Annotated in this window: 13 protein-coding genes; 6 read left to right on the top strand and 7 right to left on the bottom strand. The window is 35.2% G+C overall.

The window, feature by feature from the left end:
• Positions 1 to 30 precede the first annotated feature (30 nt).
• Both CRO00_RS17155 and menC read right to left on the bottom strand, forming a co-directional pair.
• Positions 31 to 1,071, bottom strand: a complete 1,041-nt coding sequence (locus tag CRO00_RS17155; protein WP_097074897.1) for a YkvI family membrane protein — start codon at positions 1,069 to 1,071, stop codon at positions 31 to 33.
• 167 nt (positions 1,072 to 1,238) lie between these two features.
• On the bottom strand, positions 1,239 to 2,345 hold the full coding sequence (menC, locus tag CRO00_RS17150) for an o-succinylbenzoate synthase (RefSeq protein WP_097074896.1): 1,107 nt from the start codon (positions 2,343 to 2,345) through the stop codon (positions 1,239 to 1,241).
• A gap of 188 nt (positions 2,346 to 2,533) precedes the next feature.
• Here menC and CRO00_RS17145 point away from each other — a divergent pair, with 188 nt between their 5' ends.
• From CRO00_RS17145 to CRO00_RS17130, 4 genes are all read left to right on the top strand, one after another.
• Positions 2,534 to 3,736: a YbfB/YjiJ family MFS transporter gene (locus CRO00_RS17145; RefSeq protein WP_097074895.1), complete on the top strand. Its 1,203-nt coding sequence runs from the start codon at positions 2,534 to 2,536 to the stop codon at positions 3,734 to 3,736.
• 112 nt (positions 3,737 to 3,848) lie between these two features.
• Positions 3,849 to 4,322, top strand: a complete 474-nt coding sequence (locus tag CRO00_RS17140; protein ID WP_097074894.1) for a hypothetical protein — start codon at positions 3,849 to 3,851, stop codon at positions 4,320 to 4,322.
• A gap of 114 nt (positions 4,323 to 4,436) precedes the next feature.
• Complete coding sequence (locus CRO00_RS17135; protein WP_419865887.1) at positions 4,437 to 5,600, top strand: MFS transporter; 1,164 nt, start codon at positions 4,437 to 4,439, stop codon at positions 5,598 to 5,600.
• A gap of 206 nt (positions 5,601 to 5,806) precedes the next feature.
• Entirely contained in the window at positions 5,807 to 7,054 is a 1,248-nt protein-coding gene (locus CRO00_RS17130) for an erythromycin esterase family protein (RefSeq protein WP_097074892.1), read from the top strand.
• A 58-nt stretch (positions 7,055 to 7,112) separates the two neighbouring features.
• On the opposite strand, the gene CRO00_RS17125 is transcribed toward CRO00_RS17130, so the two are convergent.
• From CRO00_RS17125 to CRO00_RS17115, 3 genes are all read right to left on the bottom strand, one after another.
• Entirely contained in the window at positions 7,113 to 7,571 is a 459-nt protein-coding gene (locus tag CRO00_RS17125) for a GNAT family N-acetyltransferase (protein WP_097074891.1), read from the bottom strand.
• A gap of 64 nt (positions 7,572 to 7,635) precedes the next feature.
• Positions 7,636 to 8,124 carry a hypothetical protein gene (locus tag CRO00_RS17120; protein WP_097074890.1) on the bottom strand — a complete coding sequence of 163 codons (489 nt, stop codon included), beginning with the start codon at positions 8,122 to 8,124 and terminating at the stop codon, positions 7,636 to 7,638.
• 14 nt (positions 8,125 to 8,138) lie between these two features.
• Positions 8,139 to 8,456 (bottom strand): hypothetical protein, encoded by a 318-nt coding sequence (locus tag CRO00_RS17115; RefSeq protein ID WP_097074889.1) that lies wholly within the window; start codon positions 8,454 to 8,456, stop codon positions 8,139 to 8,141.
• A 135-nt stretch (positions 8,457 to 8,591) separates the two neighbouring features.
• Here CRO00_RS17115 and CRO00_RS17110 point away from each other — a divergent pair, with 135 nt between their 5' ends.
• Positions 8,592 to 8,804 carry a hypothetical protein gene (locus tag CRO00_RS17110; protein WP_097074888.1) on the top strand — a complete coding sequence of 71 codons (213 nt, stop codon included), beginning with the start codon at positions 8,592 to 8,594 and terminating at the stop codon, positions 8,802 to 8,804.
• Positions 8,805 to 8,833: 29 nt separating this feature from the next.
• Here the strand turns inward: CRO00_RS17110 and rpoN are convergent, their stop codons facing one another.
• Together rpoN and CRO00_RS17100 are read right to left on the bottom strand one after the other, a co-directional pair.
• Positions 8,834 to 10,165: an RNA polymerase factor sigma-54 gene (gene rpoN / locus CRO00_RS17105; protein ID WP_097074887.1), complete on the bottom strand. Its 1,332-nt coding sequence runs from the start codon at positions 10,163 to 10,165 to the stop codon at positions 8,834 to 8,836.
• Between the two features lie 20 nt (positions 10,166 to 10,185).
• A complete protein-coding gene (locus CRO00_RS17100) occupies positions 10,186 to 11,565 on the bottom strand; it encodes a sigma-54 interaction domain-containing protein (protein WP_097074886.1) in 1,380 nt (459 codons plus the stop codon).
• Between the two features lie 289 nt (positions 11,566 to 11,854).
• Here CRO00_RS17100 and CRO00_RS17095 point away from each other — a divergent pair, with 289 nt between their 5' ends.
• Entirely contained in the window at positions 11,855 to 13,048 is a 1,194-nt protein-coding gene (locus tag CRO00_RS17095) for an ornithine--oxo-acid transaminase (protein ID WP_097074885.1), read from the top strand.
• The last annotated feature ends 24 nt before the right edge of the window (positions 13,049 to 13,072 follow it).

Genomic DNA, 13,072 nt, shown 5'->3' with positions numbered 1-13,072 from the left:
TCTTTAGGAAGGTGTTCCTTCAAAAGACAATTAGCGCCTATTAATCCAAGAAATAATGATCGCTAACATAAGTGCAAAACCTAAGTACCCCATTAATGAATACACTTTTCCTACTAATGTGGTAAAGCCTACAAAGCTTGCCAAAAAACCAATTGCGCCAACTAGAATGACGGTTGGTTTATAAATTTCATCTTTTGGTGTAACAAAACGAATAATAAAGGAATATAAAAGTCCAACTGCCGTATTGTAAATCATTCCGAGTAAGGCAATTGCCATTAAAATGCCCACTATCGGATGGAGGCTTTTTGCAATTTCAAGTATTGGCATATCTACACCAGAAACGACATCCATTTTTGCAAACATCGCACTGTTAATTAATAAAATCAAAATCCCTAGTAAAATACCCCCAATAATTCCGCCCATCCCTGCAGACTTTTTACTATGCGCGGTACTACCGATTACCGTAAGCATGGCGACACTTGTGGCCAGATTATATGAAACATAAAGAAAACTACCCATTAACCAGTTTGGTGCTGCTGTTGGTTGATGTTGTGCTAGCGCGGATTGTTCAGCTATTGATAAATCCATCGTTAAAATTGAGTAAATGGCAATTAGTAGCATGATGACGAATAAATAAGGAGTAGCAACTGCGATGACATTAATAATGCTATTTACATTGAGCATGAGCGTAAAAACGGTTATAGCTGCCATAAATAAGCTTCCGAAGTATGGGTCAATACCGAAAATTTGTTTAAATGTGGACGCCGAACCTGCAAACATAGCCACGGTTACAGCAAATAAGAAAAATGTGATGAGTATATCCAAGATTGTCCCAAATGGTCGACCAGCGATATGATATACAACTTCTTTATGGGATGTAGTTTGTAACTCATAGCCAAGTTGCGCAATATTCATTCCTATAAAAGCAAATCCAATGGTGGCTATGAGGGCTCCTAATATCCCATACAAACCAAAGCCTGTAAAAAATTGCATAATCTCTTGTCCAGAAGCAAAACCACCTCCTACCACAAGCCCTACGAATGCACCGCCAATTTGAAAACTCTTTTTCACCCATTCCCTCATTTCCAAATTTAGAAATACTAAAACAAGCCCCTTTCTATATGGATATGATTTCTTTTTATATTCATACGTACGTTTTATTGTTGTAGGTTTTTCGTATTGTCTAATCTTAAAAAAGAAAAAAATCCGAGAGTTGTTGTGCACTCCCGGAGAAATTTCTAATTATAAATTTTACATGAAACAGTATAATGATTAATCGCTTCTATATTCGGCTCGTAACCAATTCCGATTTTTTTCGGCACGCTAATATAACCGTCTTCAACAATTACTTCTGGTTTGATAATATCTTGTTCCCAATAGTGACTAGATCCGGCTGTGTCACCTGGTAATGTAAAATTCGAAAGCGTTGTTAGCGCAATATTATGTGCTCTCCCAATACCCGACTCTAACATACCTCCACACCAAACTGGAATTCCTTTTTCTTCACAATAATCGTGGATTCTTTTTGCTTCGGAAATTCCACCAACACGTCCAATTTTAATATTGATAATTTTACAACTGCCTAATTCGATTGCTTTTCTCGCATCCTCTAGTGATTGAATACTTTCATCTAAACATATTGGCGTTTTTATTTGTTTTTGTAAAATGGCATGGTCGATAATATCGTCGTAGGCTAAAGGTTGCTCAATCATCATGAGATTGTAGTCATCTAATTGTTTCAGTAATCCAATATCATCTAATGTGTAAGCAGAATTGGCATCCGCCATCATTGGAATATGTGGGAATTGCTCACGTAGGGCTTGAATAACTTTTACATCCCTGCCTGGCTTAATTTTAACTTTAATTCGTTTGTACCCATCGCTAATTACTTGATCCACAACGGCTATTTGTTCTTCAATTGTCGGTTGAATGCCAATGCTAATCCCAACTTCAATCTTGTCCTTTTTTCCACCAAGAGCTTCTGTTAAAGACTGATTTTGTGATTGTGCATAAAGATCCCAAACTGCGCCTTCAATTGCAGATTTGGCCATATAATTTTTACGAATACCTGCAAAGTACTTACCGACATCATCTGGGTGCTTAATTTCTTTATTTAAAATCATAGGAATTAAAAAATCTTCTAGCATATGCCAAGTTGTTCTAAGGGTCTCTTCATTGTACCAAGGAGCAACAAAGGCAACAGACTCTCCCCACCCAATTCTTCCAAGTTCGTCCTTTGCTTCTAGAAGTAAAAATTCTTTATCAGTAATCGTCCCAAAGCTTGTAGAAAATGGGCTATTTAAATGCATCTTTAAGTGCCGAATAGTAATTTCTTTTAAAATCAATGTGGTACCCTCTTCTCTATTGTTCATTTCTACAATTATTCCACCATTTTTTACCGCGTTAATCAATCGGCTTATAGAATGATTAAACTTTTATTTTAATATATAATTCTTGATTCCAAATTTTAGAATGTTACAATTAAAAAAAGTTTTCTAAATTTATAGATTTCTGAAATAAAAGGGGTTGTTCTATGACTCGTCAACACTTAGGGGTACTTATTGGGGGATTATTGTTATTAGCTGTAGCCATGGGGATTAGTCGATTTGCATTCACACCGATATTACCGTTTATGAGAATTGATGAAGGGCTTACGTTTGAAGAAGGTGGCTATTTAGCTTCCAGTAACTACATTGGATACTTTGTTGGGGCTCTTGGTGCAGGATTTATTTATCGCAATAAAAAGAACGTTTTACTAATAAACGTACTTTTAAATGTTGCTTCAATCCTAATAATGGGGCTTACTCACTCATTTTGGTTATGGATTATTTTACGCTTTATTGCGGGTGCTACAGGAGGATATATTTTTGTTCTCACTTCAAGTATTATGATGGACTACTTAGCATCACATTTTTTAACAAAATGGTCAGGTTTTTTATTTACCGGCATTGGTTTTGGTATTGCTTTATCAGGTTTACTCGTACCGTTTATTGAGATGTCCTTTCAATGGGAGGGGTCGTGGATTGGCCTCGGTCTTTTATCCGCACTATTTTTTGTTGCAACGATTGTTTTATGGCGGAAGATTTCCATAAAGGATAGTGAAAAAGTCGAAAAATCTAATGATACAAAAATTATGCAAGGATTTATGCCATGGCTTATTTTGGCGTATGGTCTTGAAGGATTAGGTTATATCATTACGGGAACATTTTTAGTTGATATTATCTACAATATTGAAGGGTTACGAAAATTTGCTGGCTATAGCTGGGTCGTAACTGGAGTCGCAGCTGCTATTGCCTCTCCTATTTGGAGTATAATGATTTCTAAATTTTCAACAGTTAGAGTCCTTTCTGTTGCTTATATATTACAGATTTTCGGCATTATACTACCGGTATTTTTCCAAACGGCATGGAGCGTTTTCCTATCTGCCTTTTTGTTTGGTTTTACGTTTATCGGGATCGTTTCATTATCAACTGGATATGCCCGAGAGCTATTCCCAAAACAAAGCGGAGCAGTTGTTTCAGCTCTAACTACTGTTTATGCTTTAGGACAAATAATTGGACCTATTTTTGCAAGTAAGTTTGAATCTTATTTTAATAGTTTCAAGGCACCGTTAGCGTTTGCAGGTGTAATTGTTGTATTAGGATTAGCAATTTTACTAATCGGGAAAGGGTTAAATGATCGAAAACAACCTGCACCAATAACGGAAATCTCAAATAATCCGTCATCGCTTTCTTAACAGTTGTTCTACTTAGAGCAACTGTTTTTTATTTTCCTCTCTTTTTTAAGGTAAAATGTCCATTCCATATTCTATCAACAGAATATTATGTTACAGGAAAGGAGGTGAAAAATTGAATAAACATTGTAATTGTCATACTCACGTTCATTCTTTTAGTTGTTGTAATAGTCATGACTACATTCTTCCAGAAGAAACTATTCAACTTCTAAATGAATTTTTAAAATCTGCTATCGAGAAACTAAAATCTTTTGAATCTCCTAAAAAGGATTCAAACGAGAAAAAAGAGTCTCACGATAAGAAGGAACATCCAGAAGTTTGTAAATGTATGTGTTCTACTGCATCTGCTAACAACAAAAAGAATGCAAAACCTGAAATTTCCCTTTTAGATTTACTTCCTCTACTGCAAAATCCTGGTTTGCTAAACTTAAATGCACACCATACTCCACCTAAAGAAGAATTATTAGAGTCTTCTTCATCTTCTTCATCATCTAGTAATTTCTTTAAAGAGGATGAATCTAATCACTACCCAAAATTTAAACACAAGCGCCCAAGAGGACCACATAAAGGAGATTCCTCTAGCTTCTAACAAATAGAAAAAATAAGAACTCTTAATATGCCTATTAACACACCTTAATAGGCTTTCTTTCTTTTTTCTGTTATGTTATTGACATACATAGTTATTGAAGGAGATTCGACAGTGATACCTAAGAACACCAAATTTACATTAGCACTTTTATTAAGCAATTTATTTATTGCTTTCGTCGGAATCGGCCTTGTTATTCCCGTTATGCCAACTATTATGAATGAAATGGATTTAACCGGATCCATTATGGGATATATGGTTGCAACATTCGCCATTGCACAATTAATTGTTTCCCCTATCGCCGGTAAATGGACAGATCGTTATGGAAGAAAAATTATGATCATTACTGGACTCATTATTTTTAGTCTTTCTGAGCTACTGTTCGGTTTAGGTACTGTTGTGGAAGTATTGTTTATTTCTCGAATACTAGGTGGGATAAGTGGTGCTTTCATCATGCCCGCAGTAACCGCATTTATTGCGGATATTACTTCCGAGCAACAACGCTCTAAAGCACTCGGTTATATGTCTGCAGCAATCAATACCGGCTTTATTATCGGACCTGGAATTGGTGGATTTTTAGCAGGCTTCGGCTTCCGCGCCCCCTTTTTTGCAGCTGCAATATTAGGTGGAGTCGCCGTTATAATCTCTCTGTTATTTTTAAAAGAACCCGAAAGACAAAAACATGAGAAAACAAACGCTATTAAAACCAAAACTAGTTTTAAGCGTATTTTTGCACCAATTTATATTTTTGCCTTTCTGTTACTTTTCTTTAGTTCCTTCAGCTTAGCGTCCTTTGAATCTTTATTTAGCTTATTTGTTGACCATAAGTTTCAGTTTACACCAACTGATATTGCAATTTTTGTAACAGGCGGAGGATTAGTCGGTGCAATTGCCCAAGTTTTGTTATTTGATTGGTTAACAAGGAACTTTGGCGAAGTAAAGCTTACATTGTACTGTTTTATTCTTTCGGCACTTCTTGTTTTTGCAATGACCGTCGTGAATTCATATTGGTCTGTTATGATAACGTCTTGTATTGTTTTTATCGGATTTGATTTAATTCGTCCAGCTCTCACGACATATTTATCAAAAGTTGCCGAGAACGAACAAGGGTTTATCGGTGGTATGAACTCGATGTTCACAAGTATGGGAAATATCTTTGGGCCAGTGATTGGTGGTTTGTTATTTGATATCAATTTAAACTTCCCATATTATTTTGCAACGCTTGTACTTATAATTGGTATTATTATCGCTCTGTTTTGGAGGCAACCTAGTTCAATTTAATGCGTTTCTTATGGTGTCTTAGATTTTGTCCACTTAAGCATAAGTTTTGTCCACATAGATGCTCTTTTTGTCCACTTACAGAAGGGTTTTGCTCACTTAGAGTAGCGTTTTGTCCACATAGTAAGTTCTTTCATTCATATCCGACATTTGAGTGTTTTCTATGACCTTGGTTGGGTATGCTAAACTCGAGAGGAGTGGAACAAAACATGCCAAAAAAACTAGTCACAGCCATAAAGGAACACGCCCTTCCATTGAATGACCAGGGATTGGACAAGATTATTGACGCAATTGGCAATGCGAAAATTGTCATGATTGGTGAGGCATCCCATGGAACTTCTGAATTTTATTCAATCCGTGCAGAGCTTTCTAAAAAATTAATTATTGAGAAAAATTTTACTATTATTGCAGTAGAGGGTGATTGGCCATCAGCTCAAGCAGTAAACCGGTATGTTAAAGGTTTTGGAGAAGTAAATGAATCAGCTCGAGATGTGCTAATAAAGTCTTTTGATCGCTGGCCGACATGGATGTGGGCAAATGAAGAGATAGAACAGTTTACAGAATGGCTAAAACAAAAGAACGCCACATTGGATAATAAAGTTGGCTTTTATGGAATTGACTTGTATAGTCTCTTTGAATCGATTGATGAAGTGTTGAACTTTTTATCGAAAAATCCACAGTACCAGGTTGATTTGGAGCACGCAAGAAAAGCTTTCACCTGCTTCGAACCTTATAACCGAATGCCTGAACATTATGCCCTTTCTACTGCTCATTTTTCGGATGAATGTATCAATGAAGTTTCTAGTTTATTGACATCTCTACGTAATAATGAAGAACGGTACTCTGATCAACACGAAGAAGATTTAAATGTACTCATGAATGCGCTTGTTGCCAAAAATGCAGAAGCCTATTATCGAGAAATGATGAAAGATGCTATTTCTTGGAATACTCGGGATCGGCACATGGTTGAAGCCATCAATGAATTATTAAACTATCACGGGGAAGATGCCAAAATTATTATTTGGGAACATAACACACATATTGGCGATGCTTCAGAAACCTCAATGAAAGATGATCAAATGATTAATGTAGGTCAACTGATACGAGAGCAGTATGGGAAGGAAAATACATTTGCTATAGGATTTGGTACGTTTCACGGTACAGTTATAGCCGCTGATCGTTGGGGGGATCCTTATCAAGTCATTGATGTTCCTGCCTCAAAACTTAGAACGTGGGAAGGACAACTTCATGCGGCTAGTATAGAAGATAAAATTTTAATTTTTAATGAGGAAAACCGAAATTTATTTAACGATTGGATTGGCCATCGTGCAATCGGTGTTGTATACGATCCCGATTATGAAGCTTATGGAAATTACGTTCCTTCAAGAGTTGGCAGCAGGTACGATGCTTTTATTTACATCGAACAAACAAACGCTTTACGTCCATTAAAAGAGTAGCCGTACGAATTCATACGGCTTATTTTTTTGAAATTAATAAAAAGTACTGACCATGGAATCAATTTGTTTTATTTAATTCCCATCTCAACATATTATCCTCAGGTTCTGTTCTTTTCATTTGCAGTTTTTCTAACACTCTTATCGAAGCAAGATTATCATTAAAACATTCAGCGACTATCTTTTCTACATTTTCAAAAGAGAAGGCCCATTTTATAATTTCACTAACTGCTTCTGTTGCATAGCCTTTGTTTTGAGCAGAGGGGATCATTCCATATCCTACTTCAATAGTATTTTCTGAATCAGGTTTTCCTTTAAATCCTATATCGCCAATAATTGTGTTATCTTCTTTATTGATAACAAGCCATACACCCCAGCCTATGAGAGAAGAATCCTCTTTTAATTCTCTTAAATACATATCAATATGAGGGCCTATATTATATTCATCTGTTGTTGATATCATTTGTAATGCCTCTTCTGTACAAGGTATTAATATTAGTCTTTGAGTTTCTAATTTCATTGTCTATCCCCTTTTAATTAAAAAAGCTTAGTTCAACTGAGCCCAATTCGGTTCACTTGAATATTTAACTTTTTTTCCATCCCACTTTAATATCATTTGAAGGAAATTCGATAACCAATTTCAGTTGGGGCGAATAAATATATCGATCCCACATTCGAATTTCTTCTATTCTATAAATAAACTCCATCCATCTCGTTTGAATGACATGTTTATGATTCAGATCGATAATATAACATAATTCACTTTGTATTCTATGATTTTTCAATAGCAACTCTGCTAATGCACTTTCATAGTCAATACTGTTTGAAAATACGGCTTTATAAGTCATAACTGACCATTCAATGCCGGTAAACGCAAATGAGAATTCATCAAATAATTTATCTATAACTTTATCTGATGCTTCCCTAGATAAAATTTCAACTGCACCATCTGGAAATAGGTCTTGTACTACCTCTAGTATCATTTCATATTCTCTTTTTTCTTCAACTTCCCTTTCCTTTTGTTTTTGCTTTTCTAATAATTGTTCCAAACGTTCTTTTCTTTCTTCATCCACTCATTTTCCCCTACTTAGTTCGGTTTCCCTTTAATTTGTTCACGAATTTTTTGAAGTTCCTCAAAAGATAAATTTTCAAGAGATTCTTTAATTTCTTCTTCAATTACTTTTCGGTTACTTTCTCGGTATTGTTTATGCCATTCCCGAAGACCCTCTGTATTGTCTAACATAAATTCAACGTCAATTTCCTCATTATCTTCGTCTGTTAAATAATCTAACACAGCAGCTAACATTCTTGTTAAATTTTCGATTTCCTCTATTTGGCTATTTGGTATTTGCACTATTTTCTCTAAATCCGTTTCTTCATTTGTTTGGGGAGACTTTCTTGGCATTGTTATGCTCCTATCATCATTTTTTATGATTAGTATTGCCCTATTGAGCACTTCATTACTAACAGAAATTTTATTCATATATATTGTATAAAATTCCACATATTTACTCATACTTTCGTGGAGGGAGTTGATTTTATGGAGAAAAATATTGAAGAACTTTTAAAAAGAATAGAATTTAAGAAAAAGTTTGTAGAGGAATACCATAAAAAATGTTTAGAACGAGCAGATGTGTTTTCAACTTACAAAGAGTTAACACATTATTGTGAAGCTAAAATTGAGGCTTACAGTATCATTATTGATGATATTCATGAGTTATTTCCTTCTTCAAAGGCTATTACAAAAGCATAAAAAGGCCATCTAAGGTGCGATGGCCTTTTTTACGTTTTTGCCTTTTTTCTCTTAGTAGATTGCAAAATTCCAAGCTCTTCTCGATACTTCGCCACTGTTCTTCTTGCAATTTGTATACCTTCATCCAGTAATATTTTAGTAATCTTTTGATCAGATAATGGTTTCGCTGTGTCTTCTTTTTCGATGATTAATTTAATTTTTTCTTTTACTACAATAGTCGATTCTGTCTCTCCACTTTCTGTTGTGACACCTCGTACAAAAAGAGCTTTAATTGGAAAAATACCTTTTGGCGTTTGAATGTACTTCTTATGAATTGTGCGGCTAATTGTAGACTCGTGTAGTTCTGCAACACTAGCGACATCTTTTAAACGTAATGGCTTTAATCCCTTGTTTCCAAGGTCTAAAAAAGTATTCTGCTTTTTTAAGATAATATTTATTACTTTATAAAGGGTTTCATGACGTTGCTTAATCCCTTTGATTAATAGAACTGCATCCGAAAGTTTTGTTTTCAAATACTGATTTGTTTCATCATCTGCATTTGCTCGAAGTAATTCTTCATAATAAGAATTAATTGAAATTTGAGGTAAAGAAATATCATTTACTCGAATAATATATTCACCATTGAATTTTTCTACGATAATATCCGGTATAATATATTCTGTTTTTTGTACATTCGCTTCGATGATAGGATGTGGATTTAACTGCTTGATATATGTAAAAATTTGCTCAACATCTTTCACTTCAATTTCGTATTGATCTGCTAACTGTTGAAATTTACGATCTGCCAATTGTTCTAAATGATTTTGAACAAATAATAAAGTCAATGATGGGGCATCAGCTTTAATGCGTAATTGTAAAGACAGACATTCAATCAAGTTTCTTGCACCAATGCCTATTGGGTCAAAGCTTTGCAAGATTTGAAGTATGGTTTCACATTGCTGAACAGATAAATCAAATTGCTCAGCAACCTCTTCTAAATCACAATCTAAATACCCGACATCATTTAAACTTTGAATAAAGTAAACTATTACTTTTTTTTCAATTCGCGATAATCCCTTTTGCATCGCAAGCTGCTCTAATAGGTACAGCTCTAGTGAATTTTCACCACTTGCAATTTGACTAAATGGGTCATAATCATTTTCATTACTAATATTTCTGGAATAATCTCCTTCTGGTAAACGTGCCATCTGTATCGTTGAAGGTTCTTTTAATTCAATCAATGGATTTGAATCTGCTTGCTCTCTAATATACGTTTCAAGTTCTTGTAATGAATATTGTAGAATCTCCAATGATTGTTTCAGCTGAGGTGTAAGTGCCATTTTGGTTTCTAGTTTTTGTTGTAACCCCATCGTCATATCCATTTTTCACACCCCCTAATGCTTTAAATTTTGATATTTAAACGCTTCATCCGGTATTGAAGGCTTTGTCTGCTAATTCCTAAACCTTGTGCTGTGTTCGTAATATGATTGTTATGTTTCTTTAGTGATTGCTCGATGTATTGCTTTTCAAAAGAAGCTAGTTGATCAAGCAAAGTAGTTTTAGCATTATTTTTAATCTCAATTGATTCAGTTGAAATATGTTGTTTCGGTTCACTTTTTCGATATTGATATGGAAGATGATGAAACTCAATTAATTGCTCATGGTTCAGTAAATTTAACGATGCTTCAATTACGTGCTCCAACTCTCGAACATTCCCCGGCCAACTATGAGATTCAAAAAATTGAAATACCTGACTAGAAACCCCTTGTACATCCAAATTAAATAATTGATTATATTTTTTAATAAATGCCTCTACTAAAATGGGAATATCCCCAATTCGCTCTCGCAACGGTGGAATAAAAAGAGTCACAACTGCTAATCGGTAATATAAGTCTTTTCGTAAATGGTTATTGGCAATTGCATCAATTGGATCTTCATTAATGGTTGCAATCACACGAACATCGATAGGAATTTCTTTTGCTCCGCCTATTCGACGCACCTTTCTCTCCTGTAAAACGCGTAAAAGTTTTGCTTGTAGTGAAATATTTAGTGAATTCAATTCATCTAATAAAAGAGTTCCACCTTGTGCCTGTTCAAATAAACCCGGACTATCAATAGCCCCTGTAAAAGCTCCCTTTGTTGTGCCAAAGAGCATCCCCTCAATCAATGAATCCGGCAATGCCGCACAGTTTTGTGAAATAAATGGTCCACTTGCACGATCGCTTTCGGTATGGATACTTTGAGCAAAAAGTTCTTTACCTGTACCTGTTTCACCGATGATCAATACACTGGAGTTCGTACGAGTTGCACGCTTGGCTAGTGTAATAACTTCTTTTAACTCAATACTAGAACCTATAATATGCTCAAATGTAAAGTCGGTTTTAGTTTGGCGCAAATTTCGACGCACTAGCTTCTCCATCTTCGTAACATCCGTTGCAATCTCAACCGCGGCACAGATTTTCCCATTAATTCTTAAAGGAAATGTATTATTAATTGTTGTAATTTCAACTCCACGATTATTAAAGTACGTTTGTTTTACGTTGATAATTTCTTCGCCTTGTTCAAGTGATTGTAATAGTGTACTACTTTGATTTTCCTGAAACTGAAATACATCACGAACGTCTTTATTTAAAACATCTTCTCCATCCATTGCTTCCATTTCTCGCATTTTTTTATTATATATGATGGTTTTACCTTCATAATCTACCGCGTGAATGCCTACACTAACACGTTCAATAATTTCTTTATATAAGTTAGTTAAAATTGATTGCTTTAAATTCATTTTCACACCTCAAACACAATCATATCCGCAAAATTATTTTGCGAAAAGCTTATTTTTAATTTTTTTGCGCAAAATTATTTTGCAAACTTATCCAGACTAATCAATAATACTGGCTTCATTAATTGGCATAAAAATTGCTTATACTTTAAGTATAACGAATTGCATTTTGAAGATAAATCAATAATTTATGATTGATGGGGAATTAATAATGTAATAATAGTTTTTTTACAGTCAATTATATAATGGCGACAAACGATTTTTGACGTTCACATAATAAGGAGGAATTTTAATGACTACGAAATCATCACAAGTAATTGAGTTAACTGAAAACCTTGGTGCACACAACTATCATCCACTTCCAATCGTTATTTCGGAAGCTGAAGGTGTATGGGTGCAGGATCCTGAAGGCAATAAATATATGGATATGCTTTCTGCTTATTCGGCACTAAACCAAGGTCACCGTCATCCAAAGATTATTCAGGCGTTAATTGATCAAGCAAATCGTGTTACTTTAACTTCTCGCGCATTCCACAATGATCAACTGGGTCCTTGGTACGACAAATTAACGAAAATAACTGGTAAAAACATGGTATTACCAATGAACACTGGTGCTGAAGCTGTTGAATCTGCTATTAAAGTGGCTCGTCGTTGGGCATATGAAGTAAAAGGTGTTGAAGATAACAAAGCTGAAATTATCGGCTGTAACGGAAATTTCCACGGTCGTACAATGGGTGCTGTTTCCCTTTCATCTGAAAAAGAGTACCAACGTGGATTTGGACCAATGTTACCAGGCTTTAAACTAATTCCTTATGGTGATATTGAGGCGCTTAAATCTGCTATTACTCCAAATACAGCGGCGTTTATGCTTGAGCCAATCCAAGGGGAAGCTGGGATCGTTATGCCACCAGAAGGCTTCTTAAAAGCAGCAGAACAAATTTGTAAAGAAAATAATGTTTTATTCATTACAGACGAAATCCAAACAGGTCTTGCTCGTACTGGAAAGATGTTCGCTCACCAATGGGAAGACGTAACGCCAGACATCATTATCCTTGGTAAAGCATTAGGTGGCGGTGTATTCCCAATTTCAGCTGTTGTAGCAAACAATGATATTCTTGGTGTTTTAAACCCTGGTTCTCACGGTTCAACATTCGGTGGTAACCCACTAGCATGTGCAGTTTCATTAGCTTCTTTAGAAGTGCTTGAAGAAGAAAACTTAACTGAAAAATCCCTTGAACTCGGAAACTACTTCCAAGAACAATTACGTTCCATCAACCACCCTTCTATTAAAGAAGTTCGTGGTAGAGGATTATTCATCGGTGTGGAATTAAACGAACCTGCTCGTAAATATTGCGAAGAATTAATGAGCTTAGGACTATTGTGTAAAGAAACGCACGACTTTGTAATCCGTTTCGCTCCACCACTAATTATTTCTAAAGAAGAAATCGATTGGGCACTAGAGCGTATTAGAAAAGTTTTCGCTTAATACAGCATACCTGGTACACTAATA

It is taken from the genome of Ureibacillus xyleni (genome assembly GCF_900217795.1).
In the GTDB taxonomy this organism is placed as follows: Bacteria; Bacillota; Bacilli; order Bacillales_A; family Planococcaceae; genus Ureibacillus; species Ureibacillus xyleni.
Note: the sequence above shows the minus strand (reverse complement) of the source record. Positions and strands in the feature narration are given on the sequence as shown.